This window comes from Hymenobacter volaticus, from assembly GCF_022921055.1.
GTDB lineage: Bacteria > Bacteroidota > Bacteroidia > Cytophagales > Hymenobacteraceae > Hymenobacter > Hymenobacter volaticus.
The window spans coordinates 3,415,999-3,440,994 of the sequence record NZ_CP095061.1 but is presented as its reverse complement, the minus strand read 5'-3'; the positions used below and the strand labels follow the sequence as shown (position 1 = coordinate 3,440,994).

Sequence of the window (24,996 nt, the reverse complement as noted above, 5' to 3'; positions counted from 1 at the left end):
CACTGTATTCTGATTGGTACTTACCTGGGTGCCCCCACGATCTGCCAGCCATAGGTGGAGCCGTTCGTGAGGGAAGTTTGATACGTGAAGGGCCCATCAGCCAAGCACACATTCAATGGGCCGGTTGGCCGCTGGGTGATGAGCTGCTGATTGACCCGTACCGGGAACGTAATCGTGTCCGAAGAGCAACCAAGCGAGTTCAGTTGGAAAGCCTTCACGCTTGCGGTAGTAGAGGCCGTACCCCAGTTCACGGTAATAGCCGCCGTACCCTGGCCGCTAGCAATAGTACCCCCCGTCACCAGCCATTGATAGGCAGTACCACGCGCATTGCGAATCGAATAAGCCACGCCTTGTATTGTAGGGCATACCGAAGCGGAGCCCTGAATACTGTCGGGCAAAGGGCGTGGGTTCACAGTGATGCGCACTGTATCGCGGCCGACGCAGTTCTGGGCCGTCGTGGCCGTCACCACATACGTGAGAGTAAGCGGATTCTGACTGGTGTTTACCCCGGTAAAGGTGGGCTGGGCAGCGGAAGCGCTACTCAGGTTGGTGGCTGGGCTCCATTGGTAGGTGTAGCCCGCTAAGGCGGTGGTACCCAATGTCGTGCGCTTACCGTCGCAAACTGCGGCATCGGCGCCGGCATTAGCCACTGCCGCGGGATTGACGGTTACGCGTACTGTGCTGGTGCTTACGCATCCTTGGGCGGTAGTGGCCGTGAGGATGTAGGTGAGGATCTGGGGCGTGGTACCCGTATTGGTTTGCGAGAAAACCGGTTGGGTAACGGTGGCGCTGCTCAAGCCCGTAGCTGGATTCCAAGCATAGGTGTAGCCAGTAAGCGAGGTCGAGCCCAAGGTCGTTTGGTCGCCGGAGCATAGGGCGCGGTCGGCCCCGGCATTTGCTACGGCGGCTGGGTTTACGGTGATGCGCACCGTATCCCGGGCCACACAGCCGTTGCTGGTTGTGGCCGTCACAATGTAGTTTAATACCTGCGGCGCAGTGCCGGTGTTAGGCAGCGTTAAGGTAGGGTTAGCATCAGTAGTGCTGCTCAGGCCGGTAGCTGGACTCCAGGCGTACGTATATCCCGTGGCGGCTGCCGCGCCAAGCGTGGTGGCTACGCCCGAGCAAACGGTCCGGTCGGTACCCGCAGTGGCAATAGCAGCAGGATTGACGGTTACCCGTACCATGCTGGTGGAAGTGCAGCCCTGCGCCGTGGTAGCCGTCACGGTGTACGTCAGGAGTTGCGGCGTAGGGCCCGTGTTTATTAGCGTTAGAGTCGGCGTGGCAGCGGTAGCGCTGCTCAGGCCCGTGGCCGGGCTCCACTGATAGGTGTAACCTGTTAGAGCCGCCGTGCCGAGCGTGGTAGCTATACCCGAGCACACGGCCCGGTCGGTGCCTGCATTGGCAACAGCCGCAGGGTTCACGGTTACTCGTACTGTGTCGCGGTTTACGCAGCCGTTGCTGGTTGTTACGGTCAGAATGTATTGGTTGACAACGGGTACCGCAGTGGTGTTAGGCAGCGTAACAGTGGTAGTAACGCCATTCGAGGAACTCAATCCCGTGACCGGGCTCCAGGCGTACGTGCTGCCTGCCACGGCACTAGCAGCATTGCCCAACGTAGCGGTGCCACCCGAGCAAAACGTCTGGTCAGCACCTGCCAGCGCTACAGCCGCCGGGTTCACCAGCACTGTCACGGTATCGCGGGCTATGCAGCCGGAGGTGGTGGTGGCCGTTACCACGTATTTCAAGGATTGAGCGGTGGTGCCCGTGTTAGTGAAGGTTAGGGTTGGCTGCGCAACTGTAGCGTTACTCAAGCCCGTAGCGGGGCTCCACTGGTAGGTGTAGCCGGTTAGACCTGCCGTCCCGAGCGTAGTGGCAATTCCCGAACACACTGTAGCATCGGCCCCAGCATTGGCAACTGCCTGAGGAGTCACCGTCACAGTTACCGCTCGTGAGGCAGTACAACTTCCATCCGTAGTCGTCACGGTGTAGGTGGTAGTAACGGCAGGCGTTACCGTGATGCTGGTTCCCGTGAAGGTTTGACCGGTACTGCTGGTCCAGGTGTAGCTGGTGCCACCTGAAGCAGTAAGCGTAGTGGAAGCACCCTGACAAATGGTAGGAGTAGCGGGCGTTACAGTCAGTGCACCAATTGGCCGTACATCAATCGTGCGCGACACCGAATCGGTAGGGCAATTGAGCGCCGATATACCGCGTACCGTTACGCGACCTGCGCCGGTACCATTCCACAGTACCTGCACCGTGTTGGCAGTGCTAGAGCCCTGGATGATGCCGCCCTGCACAGTCCAGCGGTAGGAGCTAGCGGTGGGTCCGGCTACTGTGTAGGACCGTGGGGTGCTTCGGTCGCAGATAACGGTTTCGCCCGTAATGCTCGTTGGGCCGGCAGCTTTCGTTACCAAAATCTGAAACACTTCGGCCACCGTTTTGGCACCGCACGCTACGTCGGTAGCCGTTACCACTACGTCGTAGGGCGTGCTGCGAGCATTACCGCACTGGCTGTTGAATACGAACTGGCTATTAACACTGCCGCTAGGGCCCTGCACAGTAGCACTGCCCGTAGGAGCCCCCGGTAGCACCGTTCCTTGGTTGCCCCCAAACGTGGCGTTGAAGGGCCCGGCACCATCAAGCAGCACACTATTCGCCCTTAGGTTAATCGGGTTGCCATCGGAGTCGGTAGCGGCTAGGTTAAAACTCAAGGATTGTCCTTCCTGAATTGTGAACGTGCGAGTGGCAACCGTGGCCGGCGTAAACTGCGGCGAGTTGTTGGGCTGACATGTTCGTGACACCAATTGAATTTCGCGGCGCGTAGAGCCAATCAGGACTTCATTGCCATTGATAGAGCGGTACTCTTTCACCTCTACCGCCACCACAAACCGCCCCACCCGGGAGGTAGCGTAGCGGCTAATACCGTTGCTGGCATTCAAGAAGGCATAATTGCCAGGAGCAGTACCGAAGGGATTCGTGGCCGAGTAGCCCGGCGCATACAAAACGCTAGGCGGAGGCGGAGTAAATGTTGTGGCCGGGAAGTTGTTTTGAACGTCGTTGTAGGGTGTGCTGAACGAATAAATCAGCCGGTCACCGTCCGGATCGACGGCGTTGTTGACCAGAATGCTGGTATCGCCCTGGCAGATAACGACCACGGCCGTATCCGAGAAGGTAGGCGACGAATTGGGCAGCAGCGGGGGAGCCATGTCCACGTACAGGGTCTGGTTCTGGCCGCTGGGGTTGGTTAGGTTGTCAATGTTGAAGTTGCGCGTACCATCGGTGTACACTGCGTAGTAACCCGCCAGCGACACGGGCAGGTTGATGATGGCCTCGTAGCGGGCCAGCCGTACCGAGGGCAGCGTGCCGGCTGGAATGCTACATCCACCTGGCTGCGGCGGGGTAATACTCGGATTGGAAATCCGCGGCAGCCGAAACGTACCTCCTGGTTGCTGGTCGAACTGGGTAGCGCCGCCGCACACCACTTGCGCACACGGATAGTTGTTGGAGCCTTCGCCACTATTGATGCGCTGGCCCGTGGTCTTATTGTAAAGATTTAGAAAGATGTTGCAACGCCCATCAGGTACGTTCGACACCGTCTGGGAGGGAACTCCCGGAACCGAACATTCCGAGTTCAAGTAAATAAATACCGTGACCCGATAGCGAAACTGGGTGCCTGCGGGGCCGTTGGCATCAAGGTATTGATAGGTCATTTCGCCTCCCAACAAGTGAGAAGCTACCGCCGAACCTGGGCGCAGCCCCGCGAGCAGGAGCAGCAGGAATAAGGCGCGGAGTATAGGTTTAGCCATATAGGAAGTTTAAGAATTGATTACTACTGATTGGCGACTGATCAACGGCCACTAACTAACTCGACAGCAAATTCAATAGGTAAGCAGCACTCAACTAATAGCCGACTTGAACGCGACGCGTGGCCATTTTCCCTTCGGCGTTTTGCAAGCGCACCATATACAGGCCGCGAGGCAGATTGGAGAGGTCTAGGGTGGCTTCTTGATTGGGGCTCAGCTTCACGGAAGTCTCCATCACCTGGGCGCCCACCACATTATCGATGCGCACGGCGTAAGTGCCCGCCGCAGCAGGGTCGGGGAGGCGCAAGCGCAGATGGCCGTCAGCCGAAGGATTTGGGAAAATAGTTAGCGCCGGCATTGTACGCGCCTCAAGCGTAGCCAGCACTTGGTTTACTTGCACCGAATACTCTTCGGTTTCCGAGTTGTTTTGATTGATCTGACAGGCGGTGGGAGTAGGCAAGTTATTGAGCCGTACCATCACCCGCATCCGTGTAAACCCTGTGCTGCCAGCCGTGCCCGGGACAGCAATGGGCGCCGAGAATGTTGTTGCGGAAGTTATCCCGTTCATTACCAGTTCCGACGTTTCGTAAGTGCCGTTGCGGTTCCAGTCTATCCAGGCCCACAGTACGTGCTGGAAGGTGGCATTCACGCTCAAACTAAGCGTGGTACTCTGCCCTTGGTACAAATTCACCACTTGATCGATGTAATTGCCGTAGCCGTTGGCGGAAGCTGCCGACGTATTGTCGAGGTCGGTGGCCGCTCCGCGGCGGACAGCCACGTTGGTCAGCCAAATATTGGCCGTCGTGCTCGTGGCCGTGCAATACGATACGCACGGCTGCATAAAGACCACGTAGCCGTTGCGCGTTACGACATTATTGCCAAAGGAATTGGTTGCCGTTAGCGTGACGTTGAATACCCCCGCGGTCGAGTAGATATGCGAAGGATTCTGTTGCGTGCTGGTGCTGCCATCCCCAAAGTTCCAAAGCCAGCTCGTGGGGGCATTGCTGCTTTGGTCGGTGAACTGCACCGGGTTTTGGCAATTGCCTAGCACGTAGTTCGAGGTAAAGGCTGCCACGGGTGGATTAGTATTTTGCTGCACCGTCACGGTGTAATCCTCCACTTGGCCAAGCTGCGGATTGGCGCAGGGGCCGCTAGCTCCACCCACAAAATCAGCCAGCACCCGCAAGCGCAACGGCACGTTTTTCACAGCTGAGCCCGGAATAGTCAAGGTCCCGGAAGGGCTGGCGCGGTTTAGGGCTGTGTAAAGCAATTCCCCAGTTGTAAAAGCTCCGTCATTGTTTAAATCCAGCCACACGCGGGTATCGTGCGGCGTGGTGCCGCCCGTAGTGACGCTAATTGAAACGACTGTGCCTTCAGTGAGCTGTACTCGGCTGCTACAAGTGAAATTTTCGTAGCCAGCTTGTCCGTTCAGAGAGGTCTTTACGAGCGTACCAAGCGCGAAACGCGTGATGCCGTAGTCGCAGCAGTAGGCGGTGGTAGTGGGCGTACAAGTGGCGGCTACCGGCACCGTGCTGTTGTACTCGATGTAGCTGGTGCGGGTGCGCACGTTGGATCCCGTTGCATTGGTTGCCGTCAGCGTTACAGTATAGGTACCGGGCGTGGTATAGCAGTGGTTAGGGTTTTGCAGGGTGCTGGTTGTGTTGTCACCGAAGTTCCAGAGCCAGCTCGAAGGAGCATTTTGCGATTGGTCGGTGAACTGCACGCAACCCGAACAAGTAAGGGTTTGGTCGGCCACAAATTCTGCTACCGGCGCCGCCGTATTCGTCACGGCGGTTATGGCGTAGTCTTCGGTTTGCGAATACTGGGGGGTGGAGCAAGGAGTGGGTATCGGCGAATTTTCCCAGTCAGCCGCAACGCGCAGCCGCAGGCGGGTGCCCAATACTGTGTTGGCTGGCAAGGAAATAGTGCCCGTGTGCAGCTGCTTGGCATTGGAAGAAAAAATCAGCTCCGTGGTTGGATTAAGCGTGCCGTCGTTGTTGATATCCAGCCACACGCGGACCGTTTCATTGACACCTGAGTTAGTACGAATGCTAATAGGATAGCTTTGGCCAATCGTCAGGGAGGCACCAAGGGTACAAGCATAGTCGCGGTACCCATCTTGTACCCCCAACGTGGTATTGTTGATGGAGCCTAACGTCACGTTCAGGATACCCATCCCGAAGGCGTAGCCGGAAGCCGGTGCCGACCCTGGCGTGCAAGCACTAGTGGCGGGGGGCACTGCGCCCAGCCAGCAAGAGGCAATAAGTATAAGCTACATAATAAAGCACCGAACCAGAAAGCTGCCGGTAGGCGCTGCGCACGTATCATTAGGGTCATAGAATAGAAGTGTAGTAAGTCACAAAATAAACTCTAAATGTAGGCACTATGCCCTGACAAAGTGCAGCTTCTTTCACCAGGATGCTGTCCAGATAAGTCGATAAAGTCCAAGGGTGAAAGAAATAGGTGAATTAGTACCAAATCCCGGCTACTTACCTTGAAATAAGTAGTTTTGCCGCGCCTGCTTCGTGGCAGGTAACGCATTTTGCTAGGCATGAAAAATAAAGTAGTTCTTATTACGGGCGGTACGTCTGGCATCGGCCGGGCCTGCGCCGTGGCCTTCGGGCAGGCAGGTGCCCGCGTCGTTATTACGGGCCGCGACGAAGCGCGCCTTCAGGATACTGCCCGCGAGTTAACCAGCCTCGGTATTACGCACCACACTGTACGCGCCGATGTAGGAGTAGAGGCGGATTCCGAGCGCGCCGTAGCCGAGACCATTCAAGCTTTCGGTCAGCTCGATGTGCTGCTCAACAATGCGGGCATCAGTATGCGGGCCCGCTTTCAGGAAGTAGATCTCGAGGTTATCCGCCGTTTGATGCAAACCAACTTTTTCGGCACCGTCTACACCACCAAGTTTGCGCTGCCCCACCTACTGGCCAGCAAAGGGTCGGTGGTAGGGGTGAGCAGCATTGCCGGCTACCGCGGTTTGCCAGGACGCACGGGCTACTCGGCTTCAAAGTTTGCCATGCATGGCTTTCTGGAAGCGTTGCGTACCGAACTGCTGCCCCAGGGCGTGCACGTACTGCTGGCTTGTCCTGGTTTCACTGCCTCCAATATTCGCCAGGTAGCCCTAGCCGCCGACGGCTCGGCCCAGGGCGAGTCGCCACGCGACGAGCAGAAGATGATGAGCAGCGAGGAAGTGGCCGAGCACATCCTGGCCGCCGTCCGTCACCGCCGCCGCGACCTGGTGCTTACCAGCCAAGGCAAACTCACAGTCTTCCTCAACAAATGGCTCCCCAGCCTGACTGACAAGTTAGTTCTCAGCCATTTCCGCAAAGAGGAAAAAGGGGAATTGTAAAGCAGTGAAACCGCGAAGAGGTGAGTGGGCGTCTGGCTGCACAATTTGCGTAAGCTGAACATCAAACTCACCACTTCACGCTACTGTACTAGCAGCAAGTCTTGGGTACGGATATACGCTTCTTGGCCCTGCCATTGTACTTGGTACCACGTGTCTTGCTGGCCTTGCACAACCAGCCGGTCGCCGGCGGCCGCCGTGGTAAGCCAAGCAGAGCCGGCACTAGGACCGGCCATCAGGGCGGCGGTGGGCCGCACTACCAGCGCAGCGCGTTCGGTGCCTAGCAGGTTGAGGTACACCGCCGTAAAAACCAGATAAGAACCGTAGGCTACCCACCAGCCGCGGGTTATCTGCCGCCGGCGTACCAGCAGCAAAGTGCCACTCACCACCGCGCCAATCAACAGCCCTTGCAACCCGAAATAGTAGTAACGTCGGAAAGTAAGCTGCAAGTCCTGCCGCCACGTTTCGGGGTAGCCCGCTAGGCGCTGGTCGCGCGCTAGCTCTGCCATTTTGTGCCAAGTAGCTAAGCGGGGCTGCCGGGCCAAGGCCATGTGTAGGTAGTAGAGCGCGGCTGGGTAATGCCCTAATCCCTCTTGCACGTACGCCATGCGCAAAAGCAAACGGGGCGAGGCTACAGCTTCTTGGCGCAACAATCCTCGGTATTGCCGATATGCTAACTGATAAGCTCCGGCATCGAAGGCAGAGTCGGCGCGGGCGAGTTTTGGAGTAACTTTCTGCGCCGTAGAGGGTTGGGAGAACCAGAGCGAAATCAGAAAAAAAAGAAAGGGCTTTTTCAGCAAAACGTTTGGAGCGTAGAAACTGGCCGGCTACTTTTGTGCCACCATTAGCCAATCAGGAAAGTTTTGATTGCAAAGTAATTGATTCTGTAGCTCAGCTGGTAGAGCAATACACTTTTAATGTATGGGTCCTGGGTTCGAATCCCAGCGGGATCACCAAAAACCTCGTTTGCAGCTTGCAAACGAGGTTTTTTTGTTAGTGGGGCCGCAAGTGGGACCGTGCATAGATGATGAGTTTCATTATTGTTCACCCAAGTAAGTTTAGTAAAGTAAATTATGGTTAACTCCAGTGCAGTTATCGTAGTAAAGGTGTAAAAGTTCGGATGAGTTCTTTTGCTCACTCCAGCTAGTGTTTCTTACAAATCACTTAATGCTGTTATGGTGAATATTCCAACCCATCCTCAACTACCGATTGATCAATCCAATTGGTTCGTGATTATGTCGCAGGAGTTGCTCGATACTGGGGGGCCTTACCCACCTAACAATCCTGTCTTTCGCGAACCTGATTTTGATTTTGCTGCTTATTATTACGCATATCCGCCGGAAGCGACGGATAACACTTTTGTGTTGCAGCCAGTCCCTGAATCATATTATAACTGGAAGCTTGCTGATCGTATCGATAAGCTAGAAGGATATTCCATTATAAAATATCTAGATCAACTTTATTCGAATGCCATCGATAAGAAAGGATTGTTGGAGTTCTTAGAAGGTAATATGCAGGAATTCAATATTCATGTTGAATCCCTAAATAGCCGGACTGCACTGATAAGCTGGTTGGCTAATAAGAGTATGGCAATTACAGAGGCAAACACATCACTGCCATCAGTGGATTCCTTTCCTGACACTAATCAGGAAAGCAAAGTTGAAGATGAAGAATCAGATGAGATCTATGATTATACTCATCGACAAAAAGTTGCTCTATTACTGATAATGGTGCCTAGACTTCAAGAACTCTTCGCAGACACTCCACTCACAGTACTTGGTAAAGTGATTGGCGCATTGATCAGTTGCAACGATAAGCGAACAGAAGACTACATACGTTACGCTAATACGGTTACTTCAGGATCAGGAGCGTTTGCTGAAAAGCCATTGAATGGGTTGTTGAAAAAGTTGACACGAGCAAAAATTGATACAACTCCTATTGGCAAAAAAGTCGCTGACAAGATTAGAGAGGTGAAACAGAGTAAAGGAAAGCAAATAGATGAGTAATATATATGTTATTGATTATCAATAACATATATCAGATACGGTAAAATTGTAGCTGCTACACTACCTGCTACAGCTCCCCTTATTTTATCCCTTGCGACATGTTTAATCTTTTAACACATGTCGTATGTCACCAATATCATCATTGTTGTTCTCACACCTGATCGATGCTGTGAGAGCATTACAGATTTCGCATCGGGTCACTTTTGTCTTGAGTTAGTCAACTAGCCCTGACAATGAAAGAACATGATCCTCTTGAAGTGTTACCAGCCCTGCTAACGCTTCCGCAATTCAGGTGGCTTCTCAATACTATTCTGGATGAAAAACTCAAGCCTCTGTTCGCTTTGTTGCAGGCTGATCAGCAGCAGAGCCAGGCCGAGTACCTCACCACGAAACAGGCGCTTGACCTGCTGCATCTGTCCAAACCAACTTTGAACAAGCTGCGTCGATTACAGATCATTAACTCTTACTATAGTTCTGACAAGCGTGTGCTCTACAAACGGAGCGAGTTAATAGCTTACTTAGAGTCACACAAGTAAGAGGGACATGTTGTATGCTAAATGTTTTCCATGCCGAGCTACTGGAGTTAGATGAAGTGGTTGATAGCTGGCTGGACGATTAGTTATTTCTTGCTGAAGTTCAACGGCGGCACTTACTCGTAAAGCAATAGTATGCCTATAAGTGACTTTCACGCCTGAAGTAACCAGCCTAACTTCGGTTTTCCTCCTGCTTGGCAAAGCTAGAGGGACGAGAAGCAATAGAGCGTAAAGTCCTTCGAATTTCCTGAATCAACAAAAAGCTAGAATTGTACCACGTGCGAGTGTCGTGGCAAGCCGGAACAAACTGGTAGTTGCCCCGTCACTGATGACCTGTGCCGACTCTTCCTTAGCCATCTGCACTTTGACTTACTAGGACCAGATTAGTAGGAGGCCCTCAACGGGCTGTTAAGTGACATGTGAGGCCATAGAATGAGCGTGGGTGGGCTATCGTCACAGGTCTGGCACAGAATACTAGGCGCACCAGCTGTAAAAGTGGCGCTGCTCAGTGCATCCTCTCTCACATCATTAAATTTAATAGCTATGTATACCCTCGAAAAAGAGTGCCCAATCTGTGGTACCTATTTCACTGGTCGAAGTGATAAACAATTCTGTAGTGGCCGGTGCCGCGTAGCGGCGCACCGGCAAGGAATTCTCTCTGACGAAGAACTGGAAGAACGAGAAGAAGAACAGGCCGGTGCACATAGGCAGCCAGGCGATGAATCCAGCTGGGAATCGAATCTGTCACTGCGACAACCTGCATTGCAGGTGAGAGAGCCACAGGATACACCTAGTACGACCTCGGCCGACGAGAAAGTAGATGTAAATGCCATGATTCGGGCCTGCTTGGTTCGCTACGATGAACAAGAAGCCGCCGCCAAGGCGATTCGCCAGCAACAAGCCGACGCCGCGTTAGCACACGAAATGCACGCTATCTATGTGAAAGTCGTAGAGCCCTTTCTATACCATGAGAGCCAGCGTTTAGATAGTGAAACGCTACAGGAATTGGCAGATAGTTTAATGGATGCGCGGGAGAACTATAAAGCACACCCCTATCTGAGTCAAACGGGGCATGTAGCTCGATTGCGGTTAGACGACTTATGGGACGCGTTGCTCATCGTGCAAGAAACGCAACAAGAAGCAAAAGCAAGTTGGCTATCTGGGCGTACGGGGCGTTACGAGCTCAAAGGTAAATGGCGCAAGCAACTGCGGGAGCGACTGTTAGAATAAGAGTAGGGGAGGTGTTACTGAAACGGCTACGTTAACGGCTCGGTAACGCCTCTTGTACTTGGGTAACACATACAATAATGAATGCAGATTTTAGGGCGTGGCAATCAGCCTTACAGCGTCCTTACTATTACCGCATCATGGTAATAAGAGCAGCTCTTAACTAGGTGCTTAATTTCTTCCCGACTGGCGCTGTTGAGTACTGCCTGCTCTAGTACTAAACATTAGAGTAGGTCCAGCAAAGCTGACAAATACCTCGAGTGCGAGCATTGTCTAAGTACCGTTCGCTACCAGGTGCACATTTATGGCCTTAAAGGCGGCCGTGTACCTCTTCTTACGCCGCATTGCGGCTTTTCATTCATGAGCAGTGAAAGGTAAAAGGGTCTCCTATGACCAGCCTCAATCATTCGCTGTCGCAACACTCGTGCATTTCTAATGTCTACTGACTCTACTTCTACCGACCCTATCACTGAACCAGAACAATTGTCCTATGCAGCCTCGCGCATTAAAGAAGCCAAGATTACGCCGGAGCAGAATAACTATTATGGGTTTGATCCAGCCAGCGTCGACACTCACTGCAAGCGGAGCTGGAAAGTCTTTTCCGCCAACAAAGACGATAACCTGCAAATCCTCTACCCCACCTTATCGGGGAGGTGAAACCTACGACAATGGCACCAAGAACAGTCCGCACAGTATTTTTTATCGCGTCCGATTAAAGAAACCACGCGAGTATGTCGACAAGGAAGGCAACAGCCAAGTGCAAAAGTACGATCAAATGCGGGGTACACCGGCGCGGCTCTTTTATCCGCCGGGCATCGTTGAGAAATTTCAGAAGAGCACTAAGATACCAGTGCTTTATTGTGTGGAAGGCGAACTCAAAGCTTATTCGGGCTACATCCGTGGCCTCAATATAATTGGGCTACCGGGCAATACGCTCCTCAAGGAAAAAGGCACTGGCGACGTGCGCCTTGAAGCCAGCCTCGTTGGCCTCATTTGTAAGTGCCAGGTGGAAACCCTGGTTCTGGTACACGATGCTGGCGCCCTTATGTTGAACTGGGCTTCCTCGAAGGATTTGGGCAAACGTCCGGGCTCCTTTGCGGCGGCAGTCATCAGTTCCCGCGAAGCGTTGCAGCCGCTGCTTGATGATCCGAAGTATGCACTGCAGCGGGTGTTCTACATGCACGGCAAGCGGGAATTCATTACCAAAGATGCCAAGGGCCTAGATGATATGTTTGCTACCCACCCCGACCACGAGCAGGAAATTCTAACGGACTTAGCTAAGCATGCGGAAGCGAGCGAGTACTTCTTGAGCAAGAACATCACTACGCCTCATGAGGTGGTCTAGCTACGCCGGACAGAACGGAGACGTGGTTTGAAGCTGGGTTTCAAAGTAGTTGGGGGTACGATAGCCGAGAGCCGAATGACGCCGCTCAGCATTATAATAGGCGATGTAATGGCTGATTTCCAGGCGTGCTTCGGCCAAGCCAGGAAAAGAGCCGCCATCGAGTAATTCAGTTTTGAGTCGGCTCCAAAACGATTCGGCGTGGGCGTTGTCGTAGCAATTACCACGTTGACTCATGCTTTGCTGCGCCCCGTGCTGGGCCAGTAAGGCTTTAAAGTTAGTGGCTGCGTACTGGCTACCCTGGGCAGAATGCACAATCAACCCAGCTGTGGGTCGCCACACGGCCAGCGCCCGCCGTAGCGCCTCGCTGACCAGGCCTTCGGGCATCGTTTCGCGTACGTCCCAGCCCACCACCTTGCGCGAACAACGGTCCAGCCACGTAGCTAGGTAGAGCCAACCGCCACCCTGACGGGGCAAATACGTGATGTCGCCCACCCACACCCGGTTCGGGGCCGTGGGGGCTGGTTGACCGAGCAAGCGGTTGGGGCCGCGCGCACAGCTGCATCGGAGTTTGTGGTGCGCGGTACGAACGAGCGTGACTGCTGAGCACGCAGACCGTGCGCAGCCAGCGTGCGCCGAATGGACCTGGTAGTCTTGTGCCTGTAGCTCCGCACGTAGGCGACAGGTGCCATAGCGGCCCGAGTGCCGTCTAAAAGCTTGACACACGGCTACTTACCAAGTGGGTTCTAGACTAGACACCTGCCGTCGCTGCCAAGCATAGTAAGCGCTGCGAGCTACGCGCAGCACCTCACAGAGCTGGCGCACGGGCACGTAGGCTTGGCGTTGGGCGATATACTGGTAAGTGCTCACCGGGTCGATTGGCCAAAAATGACCAAAACTTTTTTTAAAATATCGAGTTCCTGCTCGGCCCGCTTGAGTTGGGCCCGCAGCTGGTGTACTTCCGGGTCGCGGGCCACTTCCACACTGCCCACCTCCGCGACTACCTGCTCCTGCTGCCAACGATATAGTAGCTTGGGGCTGATGCCCAACTCGCGGGCAGCGGCTTGGGTTGAACGGCTTTCGCCGGTTCGGCGCAGGGCTTCGGCCTTGAAGGCGGCATCGTACTTACGCCGTTTATCGGGTGGCATCCCATTCTTTTTTGCGGTCATGACAAAAGAAAGATACGTCCTGCTTCTGTCCGCCTAGCTTATACCACTTCAGCTTTTGTAGGCCGCCTTCCCGCTGCTTATCGTAGCCTTTGAAGGGCAGCAGCTTGCCGGCCGGACAGGTGAAGCAGTCCGCTTGGGCATCATAAGCAAAGCCCTCCACGGTGGGCTTGTACTGCCCAAAGACCGGAATCCAGGGCATGACCCCCTGTTGTTCGAGTAAGGCGTAGTTCACCCCGTTGGAGTGGTTGGTGTCGGCCACCAGGTCCTGCAGGGGCAAGCTATGGGCGAGTAAGCGCTGCTGCAAGTGCGTGACGAGTTGAGGCAAATGCACGCTGTCGCGGCTATCGACCAAGTCGGCCTGGACGTAACTGATCACGCCGTCAGCGGTATCGACGGCCAAGCTGCAGAGGTAGTTCAGGGCTCGGGCTTTGCCGAGCTTGATGGAGATGCGCGCTTCCGGATCGGTCGGGCTGTAATGCGTTTTGTTGCTCACCAAACGGGCGCGGGGGCGTCCAGCGCCGAAATGCCCCGTCCGGTGCTGAGCCTGCCGATAGGCCACTCGACGCAAGACGTGTGCTGGCGTGTCTAACACGGCCGCCGCCGGCCGCGACGGGGCGTCCGGCTCTGATTCTCCGGCGAGTTGCATGCACGGAATGAACGTCTCGATCGGCTGCATTTCGCAGAGGCTGTACAACGAGGCGTTGGCTTTGACCGGGGTCGAGTCTACTGTCTGGGTATCGCCGGCGACCAGGCCTTGGGCCACGCACTGGGCGAAGACGTGGTCGAATAGACGCTCAAAGACGACCGTGGGGTACAACTGTCGAGTACGACTCACAGTGGAGTGCCGCAGGGCACAGTGTTCAATTAGACGTCGGTCGCTGACCAGGTTCTCTAACCGCCCCACGAGCACGAGCTTAAAGAAGACGACCGGGTCAAGCGAGGGCTGGCCCGTGTGGCTGTAGAGCGCTTTGGTCTCTTCGTAAAGAAAGCGCCAGTCGACGAATTCGGCCAACCGACGGTAGAAATTATGTGCGGGCACGCGCTTGGGGAGCCGAAAGTGCGTGACCTCTTTATCGATGAACTGCTTTTGGCCTTGCATCCTCCAGCTACGAGCAGAACACCAGACAGGATAGCGCGTTCTGCAACAGCCACCCTCCAATAGAAAGACAGGCGTGTCTTACTGGAACAGATTGATCGTTTTCTAGTGACGAATTTGTCAAGGCCACCCAACCTTCAAGGTCTTTATCCTCGTTAATCGCTTGGTGTGCTTCTGGTTTTTACCTGCTGCCTTATCAGATTGCACCAACTTCAAGGTGAAAATAACCCATATCGGCTTACTGAAGGCCAAGCGCTCCAGCTGCAGCGCTAAGTGAGACTAACTCGTTGTATCTACAGCTTGGATGGGTACGAAATTGCGGTAAAAAGGTTAAATTCCTTTTGCCTCAACCTCGCTCCATATGACCCAGCAGCAATTAGCTCAGAGTATGGCGGGTGAGATCCGCTAAAAAGATAGAGGCTTGTCAAGTGAAACTGGATGGATTATTAGCCGCAAAGCGAAACCTAGCTAACGAAAACAAAGTCCTTGGTATAGAGGATATCAAAAAAGCTGAGGCCGACGGGGACCGAATCGCTGAAATCAAAGAAGACTTAATAAAGCGAAAGAGCATGGTCGGCGGGATGAACGCGACTTTATGAGCAGACTCCCGACTCATATTGTTGACTCGCTGGTCGAGCGGGGGGCATATACTAACCGCCGAATGGGTGACAGATGATGGTAAGCAAACCAAAGTAGGACCCTACGCGGCGCATTACCGCTCTGGTGAACTTATAATCGAGCCTTCTACAGGTCTACACGCTTTCTAAACGGTGTATCGTGCGAAAAAAAGTTGACCATTGTCAGATTTTAAAATTTTGCTGACGGTTTTTTAGATATGAAAATCAACTCAATTTCGGCCCTCTTGGGGTATTGTACACCTTGGTAAGGTAAACGTGAGAGGGGCTAATCAAGTGAGAGAGAAAAGGGCGTTATCTTCCTTCTGTCATGAGTTCAAAATCAATCAACAGCTCGCCGCGCAAACGCCGCCGCTAAGATGACGTCTTCCGAGCGGAAGCGTTGCGCCTAGCCAGCAAAAGCTGGAGCATGTAAGCCGCGGGCCGACAGCTCGGCATCAGCCCCAAACTGCTGTACAAGTGGCAAAAAGCTGCACAACTAGTGCTGGAGGTGGTCGGGGAAGAAAGAGAAAGCGCGCCTATGCGCCAGTTGCGCGCCAAGAACCGACGCTTGCAGCAGCAACTTGACATGTTAAAAAAGCCTTGGCCAGTTGCCTGCTTTAGGCGTAGGCTTAGTCAACCGATCCGGTGAGACTGTACCCGTATATTGCTCAGCACCGGACTCGCCTATCCGTGCCGAAGCTCTGCCACGTGCTGCAGGTCGCTCAGTGCCTACCATGCTTGGCGGGCTAAGACACGCTTATTGATCCCAGAACCAGCTTGGTCAGTGGCCGGGCGTCAGTTATTTGCTCGGCATGCGCGGCGCTATAGCACCCGCCGGCTACGGGTGGAGTGGCTGCGCAGGGGCATCCGGCGCGTGCTCGCGTACCATGGATTACGAGCCCAGCCGCCGCGCTCCTTTGTGTCCTGCACCACCCACTCCAACCTCTCTGCCCGAGCGGCACCTAACCGGCTGTTCCCATGGTCCCCAACCAGGTGTGGATCGGGTATATCACTTACTTAATTCGGCAGGGTGGTCGTTGGCTGTATCTGGCCACCTGGCTGGACCGTCACTCCCGCAAAATTGTCTGGTTTGGTGCCTCCGATGAGGCTCTTAGGACCTGCGCTTTGGCTATGCCATAATACTTGGCCAGCAAGGCCCTGCGCCGGGCTTTAGCGGGATGCCAGCCACCAGCCGGGTTACTTGTCCACTCCATCGTAAGTAACGCCAGGGCATCACCTTAGAAAGTCCATACTCGGCTACCAACCTCAAGGTCTTGCTAGCGCGTCACAAGTCCATGCAAAGTAGGAGTCGGCGGGGCAATTGCTACGGTAACGCTCACGCGGAATCGTTCTGGAGTCGACTCAAAACCGAATTGCTCGATGGCAGCTTCCACGACCTGAGCGAAGCGCGCCTGGAAATCAATCACTATTCGGACTACTACAACGCCGAACGGCGGCGCTCCGTCCTCAGTTATCTTGCTCCCAACCATTTCGAGACCTACTTTCACCTTGAGTCCCAACTCTATGCGGCTTAGCTAGACTTACTCAATTTTTAAAATAAGGCGATTCCGTGTTTCATCATATCAGTGCTAGCACTGATGTAGGAGAATGAAATAATAATGTAGTTGAGCCCATACTATTCAAGTAAAAGAAAGGGCAGCACATAACGCCCTCCTCCTTAATTACCAGGTGCCTTTTACGAAATGGATATCACATGGATGGAGCTGGGAAAAAGTAAAGATAGATATATAAAGTGTGAAGCGACTACTTCCACATTAAAAGCTATATTCGACTGATTTAAGCAGTAAATAATTAATCAATAAATTTTAAACATTCATTTATTAATAAATAATCGTTGCAAAATTTGTTGTCGCACATTCGCTTTTTCTGTAAATAAACAAATCAACCCAGAGGCAAAAATCGAATGTGCATATTTGGAGGTGCCGTATCTCTGCAGATAGTTAATAAACGAAGACTAATAAATATGTGCCATGAAAAATCAAACAGAATATTTAAATTCTTATGAAGGCATTGGCCGTTTACATAACGAAGGAGTTGATTATGTAATTAGAAAATTATAATTTAGAGAGCCAACCAGATTTGACAAGCAAATAGTATTAGACTTAACTGCTGAATATATGTTTTATATTGATTGTTGTGACATGAAAAAAGACGATGTTTTGCACTGAAAAGGCAAAATATAGAAAATAAAATACATTAACTTCGTCCAGCTCTTAATCGCATTGCAAAATAAAATCAAGGATAAATCAATCTTAGATTTAGCTAAGGAAATAAACATAAATCCCAAGTTTTTAACACTTATTGAGTTGCTTTTCTATAATGCTACTCCCATAGACGAATCAACTTCTAATTCCGCAGTTAATAGTCTAACTTTTGCTAAGCGGACGCTCAGATTCTTAGAAGAAAAATTAACTGAAAATGATACAAGTGAAAGCGAGAGAAGAGATATTGGAATTATTGCGACAGTTAGTCATGCAAGTATCGAATATGGTTTATCTGTATTAAAAGATGAGGGTCAAAAAAATCGACATGAATTCATTTACTCCCTAGCTAATGAAGAAAAAATTTCACCAAATGAACACAGCATAAATTTTAGATGGCCATGGAAAGCTGATGCTGAGGGGGCTCTAGTAGGTTTAATAAGTGGTAGTATTGGTGGCTTAACTTCCGGTATAGTAGTAGGCGCTCTGTTAGGCGCAGTGGGAGGAAGTATCAGTAATTCAATTATTAAAAGTGTTCCCGCTTTTAATTCTAATAAGTAATATGTTAAAGATTATTGACTGTGCATGATACTCCAGTATCTTGATAAGAGATTCGTAAATCAAATTAGTGGTTAATTAAGGGGTGATTCTTAACTTAGGTGTTTGCTTCAAACCACGTTTGCGTGTGGCAAGTGTGGCAGCATGGCCTTGCGCAAGAATGGGAGCCGCAAGAATATAGTGGAGCTGTCGCACTAGTATTACAATTAGTCAGCGTGCGCATCCTGTTTCGACAACTGAATTTCCGGCGGATCAATTCCCCTCGATAAGGGGCCCTTATCACAACTATACGCAGTTACTTAGAGCACCTTCTGATTGCAGGTTTGAGAAAGGTCCAAGCCCACAGCCGAACAAGTGGAAAGCTACATTGCGAGCACACGCAAAAGCCCACTACTTAACGTAATTCGACGTATTTGATCGTCTATCTACGAACCTAAATATTAGCTTATAATGTTTTAATAAAAAATTGCATTTTTAAATTTAATCTTGTAAATTGATCTAAAATAGATAATACCCTTTTCCTCAATTGCCCTTGTAAAGCAAATGGACTATGGAAACTATTTTTAAAAAGAAGGATCTGTCCATAACCTCCAAGAAATGGTATGTAATTGTATCCAGAAAACTGCACTATAAAAAGGCTGCTTCAGCACTTGAAAAGCTAGGTTTATCCTTTTATTTACCCTTACAACGGCAGTTACATTATTGGAGTGATAGGAATAAATGGGTTGAGGTACCGATCTTCAACCCCTATATTTTTTTGTTTTCGGATGAATTAGAAAGAAAAAATATCTTCAATAGCTACAACTCCTTTCATTTTTTGAGTCATAACGGAAAGTTGGTTACTGTAAAGGAGGAGGAAGTCGAAAAGGTAAAATTGATTTGTAAATATTCAGCCAACATAAAAGTTGAGCAGGCTCCCATAAGAAAAGGAGACCTGGTTGAAATCATCGGAGGGCCTCTGTCCGGAATGAATGGATATACCTTTCAAGAAAACGGCAAGCATCGGTTCTTAGTCCAGATATTTAGTTTAGGTCAGTTTGCCAGTGTTGATATAGATACTAATTGGCTCAAAGTCTGCTAATATTTATTAATGGGTCTTATCAAATTTAAAGTCACCCTAAAATGTGACTTTCTGTGGCGAAGCCATAAGTAATTAGTTCGGTTCGGGTCCTGTAGATGATGGATAATGTTATATAATTCATTGATCTGCCCTCATTCAATATTCCTTCCGTACATTATTTAAAGCAACTCATTATGGCAGTACAAACGTCTTATCCTGGTGTGTACGTACAGGAAGTACCCAGTGGTGTGCGTACCATTGCTGGTGTCAGTACTTCAATTGGTTTATTTATTGGCGTCGCAAAAAAAGGCCCACTTAATAAACCGGTTCGATGTTTTAATTATACTTTATTCAAAAATACATTCGGTGAAGACAATGACGTGGGACAGCTTGCTGGATATGTACGTTTATTCTTTCTAAACGGTGGCACCGATTGCTGGGTTATGCGCATCGCAAAAGGTGCAACTGCTTCAAGCATCACGCTCCGTGATGAAGGCAATGCTACCAATGTACTCCGGCTTGATGCCAAGAATGCCGGTGCTGCAGGCAATATGATTCGTGCTGCCGTTAGTTATAAAGGCTCAAGGCCAGAAGCCAACTTCACGCTGGATCTTTTCCGTTGGGAAACGGATGCCTCGGGAATACAACCATGGCGGAAGCCGAGTCCTGGCCTGACCTCAGTATGGATCCTGCATCACCCAGGTACGTACAGTCATTTCTAACACAGCAATCCAAACTCGTTAAAGCAACTGTGCTGGCTCCCACGCCCGCAGCTGGTGCAGCACTAGGATTATCACTTTCAGGCAGACCCGTGGCCGACAGCGGCAGTTTTGCCGTCAACTGGAAAAATATACTCGGTACGCTTGCAACTACCAATACGTTCCGCATTAGTGTCGGTGGTAAAGAATACGTGGATGTAAACCTCGGGGCCATTGTAGTGGGCACACAGGCTGCATTGGCTACGGCCATTAAAGCCGCTATTGAAAATGCTTACCTCGCCAAAGGAATTGCTGGTATTACCGTTACGGTTTCGTTTATTGGCCCTTCAGCTGCAAGAAGATTGCAGATACAGGCCGACAGTAATGGTGACGTACTCATCCGCCAGGGTAATGCCGCAGGCGGTATGACAGATCTCGCGGTGCCACTCATGCTTGGCACAGAACAGGGTGGACTTGAAATATCCGGTATTGCGAATCTTCGCCCCGCACCAACCGGTAGCACCATCCGCGCAGCCATTCCCGGAAACATCACGCTTTTTGACGGTACGGCACAAAGCGCTTTTACCGCGGTTACGCTTGAATCCATTCTTTTAAGCAATAACACGCTGGTTCCACAACCAGTACCGGTGAACCTTGTTACCACATTAGCCGGCGATATGCTAAGTAAAGACGCGTCACCTGCTTCCAAAAACGATAACTCGGACGGCATACGCGAGAAACTGCAACTGGTGGCGGCTGCCATCAATAATTTTGTGCCCCCACTTGGACATGCATGGCCGTGGCGTGCTGAAGTGTGGGGATATCGGCTTGCTATTATTTCCAAAAACAGTGCGGCGGATAACCTAGCCAGCGCAGCTCTTGCATTTACTACGGCACCGGCATTTCCCGCAGCAGGTTTTACAAATAATGTGCATTATTATGCCTTAGGTACATCAGGTGTCGGACCATTGCAGATCCTTGGTGTTGCAGGTTTTGATGGCACACCTCCTGACAGCAACACGTATGATAATGCATATGCATCACTGGACCCGGAGATCGATCTCTTTAATCTTATGGTGCTGGCGCCTGTTAATGGCGCCGTTGCCACCGTGCAGCAACTCTATGGCAATGCAAGTGTATTCTGCCAGAAACGCCGCGCTTTCCTGCTGATGGATCCTGATCCTGCATGGGTCAGTGCTTCTGATGCCGTAGCAGGGGTGCCAGGCATGCGCATTGGCTCGGTGAAAGATTACAGTGCCCTTTTCTTCCCAGAGATCACAGTTAGCCAGGATGGGCTCAGTAAAAATATCGGTCCCTCCGGTGCACTGGCGGGATTGTTTGCAAGGATCGATAGTACCCGGGGTGTATGGAAAGCACCTGCTGGTACGGAAGCGGACCTCCGTGGTATTACAGGATTACGACAACCTTTTACGGATGCGGAGAATGGCATTCTCAATCCAAGAGCCATAAATACGATCCGTGTATTTCCCAATGGGATTGTGAACTGGGGTGCTCGTACTAACCAGGGTGATGATGACACACCGCATGATTACAAATACATACCCGTGCGCAGAACAGCGCTTTTTATTGAGGAAAGCTTATACCGCGGTTTGAAGTGGGTGGTATTTGAGCCGAATGATGAACCACTGTGGGCACAGATACGGCTGGCCGTTGGTGCATTTATGCATAACCTGTTTCGCCAAGGGGCATTCTGGGGCGTGCGGAAAAATGATGCATACTACGTGAAGTGTGACAGTGAAACCACCACGCCGGATGATATCAACCTTGGTGTTGTAAATATTCAGATAGGTTTTAGACCATTAAAACCCGCTGAATTCGTAGTTCTCTACCTACAGCAAATGGCTGGAAATACATTTGTCTAAACTACATCACTATGGCAAACACACAATTTGTTGTCAATGCACTTCGCTTTGATGCTTATAAAGGTTTCATGTTCCGTCTTTTGATCAATGGTAATGTAGTAGCAGGTGTAAGCAAAGTGAGCCCGCTCATACGAAAAACGGATTTTGTCAAACACAGGGAAGGTGGCGATCAAAGCAGTTCACGACTGACACCTGGTATCTCGAATTTTGAACCATTGACAATAGAGAGAGGGGTGACACATGATAAAGATTTCGAAGAATGGGCAAAACTTGTATGGAATCTGGAAGGACAAACAGCGATGTCACTTGCCAATTTCCGTAAAAACCTCACGCTAGTATTATTAAATGATCAAGGTTCGGTAGCAAAAGCATATAACTTATACCGTTGCTGGGTTTCTGAATACCAAGCGTTGGGCGAATTAGACTCAAATACTGCATCTGTCGTGATAGAAAAAATAACGATCCAGTATGAGGGCTTTGAAAGAGATGAAGATATAGTTGAACCGAAAGAATATTAACTATTAATTCTTTCTTAGAGAACTGTTATGGGTATAGTAAGTTATCGCCTCACCGGTTCATTGCAAACGGGTGTGGTTACACTTCGTGAACTGAATGGTCACGATGAGTTACTTGTTAGTGATGCCAGTTCATTTAATGCCATCCAATTACTGGACAATATTATGCTGGCAACGTCGAAGCCTGCAGCATCAATGGCAGTATCGGATCGTGACCGGTTGTTAGCCGCACTATACCAGTATACCTATGGGCCGCGCGTCGAAAGCACTCTCACCTGTACCTCCTGCAATGAACCGTACGACCTAGTGTTTAGCGTAACAGATTTATTATCATTCCGGGTTGGGGATGGGAAACAACAAAGAGATGAAGAGGGTTATTTTTTGACAGAAGATGGAAAGCGTTTCCGCCTCCCTACAGGGAAGATGAACAGGTTGTTTTTGGCCAGGCTGCTGAGCATGCAGGAGTGCTGATAATGGAACGCTGTATAGCGCAACCTGTAAATGAAGACACTATGCTGTGGGTGCAGCAACAGATGGAAACGTTGGGGCCTGTACTGATCACGGAGATCACTACCAGCTGCCCGGAATGCGGCGTTTCACAGCAGGCAACTTTTGACATGCAGTCCTTTCTTTTAACACGTTTAAAAAACGAACGGAAACGATTAATGGTGGAAGTACACGCCATTGCGCTGAATTATAGCTGGGGACACAATGAGATACTGAACCTACCCAGGACGATGCGAAAAACTTATGCCGAACTAATCGGCCTGAATTAGCTAAGAACTATGAGCAGTTACCTGCAAAAAATAATAGGAAGATGGAGTGTGCCGGGTGATCCGGAGAATCAACCCGCAAGTATCATTCTCCCTTTGGTGCCGTTGGTGTATAACGCCGGCCAACAGGACCTGGTGGAGGAGAACGTGATGCTTTCACCAGAGCCAGGCCCTGGTGCTTCTATGCAACCGCGTTTGTTCACTCAGCAATTGGTGCAGCAGAAACAGAAGAATGAAATAAACCGCACCATTTCAAGCGAAACAGCCGCTGCTACTCCTATTAAACCTGTTCCACCGCAACCATCTCCTGTAACGGCAAATCCGGCAACTGTGCAGACCCAGAAACAGCATTCCGTGCAACAGCAACTGGTGGAACGGAATATGATGGAAACGATCAAGGCGTATAACACAAAAACCATTGCGCCGGTCACACAGGTGACTATGATACATAACCATGAAGGCAGGAAAGAGCAGATCATCCCGGTGGAACCAGTGCAACAGCAAATACAGGAGATCCATTTATCGGCATCAAAAGCCATGACCACGCAACCAGTGAAAAATCTGGTGAAGCCAATACCAGTACACATGGCTATGAATGATTGGAGCAGCGCTGCAGCAGCAGCTCGGTCTGCTAACAACAAAGAGCCGGAACCAACACTTGTGATAGGAAAGATCACTGTGGAAATAATAAAATCCGCACCGGTTGTGAGGACGAAAGAACCACTGGCAAGAACTGTAACCCAGCCGGTGAGCAGCAACCATGCTATCGCCAACAAAAAACTCAGCTTTGGGCTGAGGCAACTATGACGGATGCCTATACTAAACATTTCTGATGTGACCACTTCGCTGGTGAAACTGCTGGAACAGGCATATCTGCTTTCTCCCGCATGGGTGAAAACCTACCAGCCGGTTATCATACCAGAGTTGCCGACTGATCAGATGGATATTGGGTATGATGTGGTAGGGATCTATCTCTATCATACACTGGAGAAAAAAGAATATGGAAATTTTCCCTTACCAGGCAAAGACCTACCTACGTCACGCCATCTTTCAATGGCACTCACGTTATACTACCAGCTGACTGCAAGACATTACAGTGATGTGCCGGATGGAAGTAATGCTTACGATGAACAATTGCTGATGAGCATTGCCATGAAAGCATTGCATGATTATCCTTTTTTGGATGACAGTTCAACTATCAACTCAATCAAGATCTTCCAAGGGGACCTACCGGATAACCAGAACCGTTTGAAGATCTTTCAGCAACCGATTGGCAGCAATGAAGCTGTACATAATTGGACCGCAGGGCCTGCACCCATGCGTTGGTCGGCCTATTATGAAGTAGCGACTGTTTTCCTGGAGCCAGAAGAGATCAGTTCTTATTCCGGACGCGTGCTTACATACGGCAATTATGTATTTACTATGGGTGCGCCCAGGATCACGCTGAGCCAGAACATCCTTCCTTATTACATACCTGGTGATCCATCGCCACGGGAAATAAAAGTTCAACCCGCGCAGGCACCCGCGTCAGGTGCTTTGCTACTGCCCGAAAGCGTGGTGAACTTTTTCGGCAGCGGATTTACCGGTGATGGACTTGTATTGCGCTTATACCATTCACGCTGGACGATGCACGTAATTGCCGCACCTACGTGGAGTATCGGCGTGCAAACCGACCGGTTGACAATGACCATCAGGGAAACGGCTATAGAAGAGATCAGTGGTGCAGTGATGGATGTATTGCCCGGTGTGTATGCTGTTGAAGTAGTAGTCAAACGCAACATGGAATTGCCCGGTGGACAGGTGCGTGTGGTGAGCAACAGTTCCAATAAGTTCCCCTGATCATCTCACCGAGAATTGATGCGATCAGCGCGCCGGCCACAGGCATTGTTACGATCACCGGTTATGTGTTTCGCTATATGGTTGGAGGTACAGACATACTGGAAGAATTGATAGAAATATATGTGGGTGAGACAAAACTTGTACGTAATAAAGTGGCGCTGTTCAAACCGGGAGAGTTCATGATTATTGCGGGCAATGCCGTAAAGGTGAATTTGCCGAATCCTGCACCCGGCCAGCAATTGCCGCTGCGAATACTGGTGGACGGTGCGGAATCTCCGCCGAGATGGATTGTAACCTGACTTA

The 24,996-nt window shown here is 51.0% G+C and carries 25 protein-coding genes and 1 tRNA gene; 19 read left to right on the top strand and 7 right to left on the bottom strand.

Annotated elements, in window-relative coordinates:
- Positions 1–20 precede the first annotated feature (20 nt).
- Positions 21–3,806, bottom strand: coding sequence for a PKD-like domain-containing protein (locus tag MUN86_RS14875; protein WP_245118849.1), 3,786 nt, complete (start codon positions 3,804–3,806; stop codon positions 21–23).
- 94 nt (positions 3,807–3,900) lie between these two features.
- The gene (locus MUN86_RS14870) at positions 3,901–6,042 is read right to left on the bottom strand and encodes a GEVED domain-containing protein (protein WP_245118848.1); all 2,142 of its coding nucleotides are present in this window, start codon (positions 6,040–6,042) and stop codon (positions 3,901–3,903) included.
- A 312-nt stretch (positions 6,043–6,354) separates the two neighbouring features.
- Here MUN86_RS14870 and MUN86_RS14865 point away from each other — a divergent pair, with 312 nt between their 5' ends.
- On the top strand, positions 6,355–7,158 hold the full coding sequence (locus MUN86_RS14865) for an SDR family oxidoreductase (protein WP_245118846.1): 804 nt from the start codon (positions 6,355–6,357) through the stop codon (positions 7,156–7,158).
- Positions 7,159–7,238: 80 nt separating this feature from the next.
- Here MUN86_RS14865 and MUN86_RS14860 read toward each other — a convergent pair whose 3' ends face one another.
- A complete protein-coding gene (locus MUN86_RS14860) occupies positions 7,239–7,955 on the bottom strand; it encodes an SH3 domain-containing protein (protein WP_245118845.1) in 717 nt (238 codons plus the stop codon).
- 80 nt (positions 7,956–8,035) lie between these two features.
- Between MUN86_RS14860 and MUN86_RS14855 the strand changes: the two genes are divergently transcribed.
- From MUN86_RS14855 to MUN86_RS14830, 6 genes are all read left to right on the top strand, one after another.
- A tRNA-Lys gene (locus tag MUN86_RS14855) sits at positions 8,036–8,111 on the top strand.
- A gap of 174 nt (positions 8,112–8,285) precedes the next feature.
- The gene (locus tag MUN86_RS14850; RefSeq protein ID WP_245118844.1) at positions 8,286–9,161 is read left to right on the top strand and encodes a hypothetical protein; all 876 of its coding nucleotides are present in this window, start codon (positions 8,286–8,288) and stop codon (positions 9,159–9,161) included.
- 233 nt (positions 9,162–9,394) lie between these two features.
- A complete protein-coding gene (locus tag MUN86_RS14845; protein ID WP_245118843.1) occupies positions 9,395–9,697 on the top strand; it encodes a helix-turn-helix domain-containing protein in 303 nt (100 codons plus the stop codon).
- Positions 9,698–10,237: 540 nt separating this feature from the next.
- Positions 10,238–10,924, top strand: a complete 687-nt coding sequence (locus MUN86_RS14840; protein WP_245118841.1) for a hypothetical protein — start codon at positions 10,238–10,240, stop codon at positions 10,922–10,924.
- Positions 10,925–11,356: 432 nt separating this feature from the next.
- Complete coding sequence (locus MUN86_RS14835; protein ID WP_245118840.1) at positions 11,357–11,578, top strand: hypothetical protein; 222 nt, start codon at positions 11,357–11,359, stop codon at positions 11,576–11,578.
- Positions 11,579–11,678: 100 nt separating this feature from the next.
- Positions 11,679–12,266 (top strand): hypothetical protein, encoded by a 588-nt coding sequence (locus tag MUN86_RS14830; protein WP_245118838.1) that lies wholly within the window; start codon positions 11,679–11,681, stop codon positions 12,264–12,266.
- Here MUN86_RS14830 and MUN86_RS14825 read toward each other — a convergent pair whose 3' ends face one another.
- Genes MUN86_RS14825 through MUN86_RS14810 form a run of 4 tightly spaced genes read right to left on the bottom strand, consistent with a single transcriptional unit; the run spans position 12,267 to position 14,531 of the window.
- Positions 12,267–12,989, bottom strand: a complete 723-nt coding sequence (locus MUN86_RS14825) for an IS3 family transposase (RefSeq protein WP_245118837.1) — start codon at positions 12,987–12,989, stop codon at positions 12,267–12,269.
- A gap of 6 nt (positions 12,990–12,995) precedes the next feature.
- Positions 12,996–13,133, bottom strand: coding sequence for a hypothetical protein (locus MUN86_RS14820; RefSeq protein ID WP_245118835.1), 138 nt, complete (start codon positions 13,131–13,133; stop codon positions 12,996–12,998).
- Positions 13,130–13,432, bottom strand: a complete 303-nt coding sequence (locus tag MUN86_RS14815) for a transposase (RefSeq protein ID WP_245118834.1) — start codon at positions 13,430–13,432, stop codon at positions 13,130–13,132. The genes MUN86_RS14820 and MUN86_RS14815 overlap by 4 nt, the downstream gene beginning before the upstream one ends.
- Complete coding sequence (locus MUN86_RS14810) at positions 13,398–14,531, bottom strand: transposase (RefSeq protein ID WP_245118832.1); 1,134 nt, start codon at positions 14,529–14,531, stop codon at positions 13,398–13,400. The genes MUN86_RS14815 and MUN86_RS14810 overlap by 35 nt, the downstream gene beginning before the upstream one ends.
- Positions 14,532–16,123: 1,592 nt before the next feature.
- Here MUN86_RS14810 and MUN86_RS14805 point away from each other — a divergent pair.
- The 12 genes from MUN86_RS14805 (at position 16,124) to MUN86_RS14750 (ending at position 24,992) form a co-directional block, all read left to right on the top strand.
- Positions 16,124–16,285, top strand: a complete 162-nt coding sequence (locus tag MUN86_RS14805) for a hypothetical protein (RefSeq protein ID WP_245118831.1) — start codon at positions 16,124–16,126, stop codon at positions 16,283–16,285.
- A gap of 155 nt (positions 16,286–16,440) precedes the next feature.
- Positions 16,441–16,680 (top strand): integrase core domain-containing protein, encoded by a 240-nt coding sequence (locus MUN86_RS14800; protein WP_245118830.1) that lies wholly within the window; start codon positions 16,441–16,443, stop codon positions 16,678–16,680.
- A gap of 708 nt (positions 16,681–17,388) precedes the next feature.
- Positions 17,389–17,928 carry a glycine zipper 2TM domain-containing protein gene (locus MUN86_RS14795; protein ID WP_245118829.1) on the top strand — a complete coding sequence of 180 codons (540 nt, stop codon included), beginning with the start codon at positions 17,389–17,391 and terminating at the stop codon, positions 17,926–17,928.
- Positions 17,929–18,475: 547 nt separating this feature from the next.
- Positions 18,476–19,006 carry a UpxY family transcription antiterminator gene (locus tag MUN86_RS14790; RefSeq protein WP_245118827.1) on the top strand — a complete coding sequence of 177 codons (531 nt, stop codon included), beginning with the start codon at positions 18,476–18,478 and terminating at the stop codon, positions 19,004–19,006.
- 173 nt (positions 19,007–19,179) lie between these two features.
- Entirely contained in the window at positions 19,180–19,707 is a 528-nt protein-coding gene (locus tag MUN86_RS14785) for a hypothetical protein (protein ID WP_245118825.1), read from the top strand.
- Between the two features lie 29 nt (positions 19,708–19,736).
- Positions 19,737–21,566, top strand: coding sequence for a phage tail sheath family protein (locus MUN86_RS14780; RefSeq protein WP_245118824.1), 1,830 nt, complete (start codon positions 19,737–19,739; stop codon positions 21,564–21,566).
- 11 nt (positions 21,567–21,577) lie between these two features.
- Entirely contained in the window at positions 21,578–22,084 is a 507-nt protein-coding gene (locus MUN86_RS14775; protein ID WP_245118822.1) for a phage tail protein, read from the top strand.
- Positions 22,085–22,111: 27 nt separating this feature from the next.
- On the top strand, positions 22,112–22,552 hold the full coding sequence (locus MUN86_RS14770) for a hypothetical protein (RefSeq protein ID WP_245118821.1): 441 nt from the start codon (positions 22,112–22,114) through the stop codon (positions 22,550–22,552).
- 41 nt (positions 22,553–22,593) lie between these two features.
- Positions 22,594–22,857 (top strand): hypothetical protein, encoded by a 264-nt coding sequence (locus MUN86_RS14765; protein ID WP_245118820.1) that lies wholly within the window; start codon positions 22,594–22,596, stop codon positions 22,855–22,857.
- A 9-nt stretch (positions 22,858–22,866) separates the two neighbouring features.
- A complete protein-coding gene (locus MUN86_RS14760) occupies positions 22,867–23,661 on the top strand; it encodes a hypothetical protein (protein WP_245118819.1) in 795 nt (264 codons plus the stop codon).
- A gap of 27 nt (positions 23,662–23,688) precedes the next feature.
- Positions 23,689–24,693 (top strand): Pvc16 family protein, encoded by a 1,005-nt coding sequence (locus tag MUN86_RS14755; protein WP_245118818.1) that lies wholly within the window; start codon positions 23,689–23,691, stop codon positions 24,691–24,693.
- Positions 24,694–24,758: 65 nt separating this feature from the next.
- Complete coding sequence (locus MUN86_RS14750) at positions 24,759–24,992, top strand: hypothetical protein (protein WP_245118817.1); 234 nt, start codon at positions 24,759–24,761, stop codon at positions 24,990–24,992.
- Positions 24,993–24,996 lie beyond the last annotated feature (4 nt).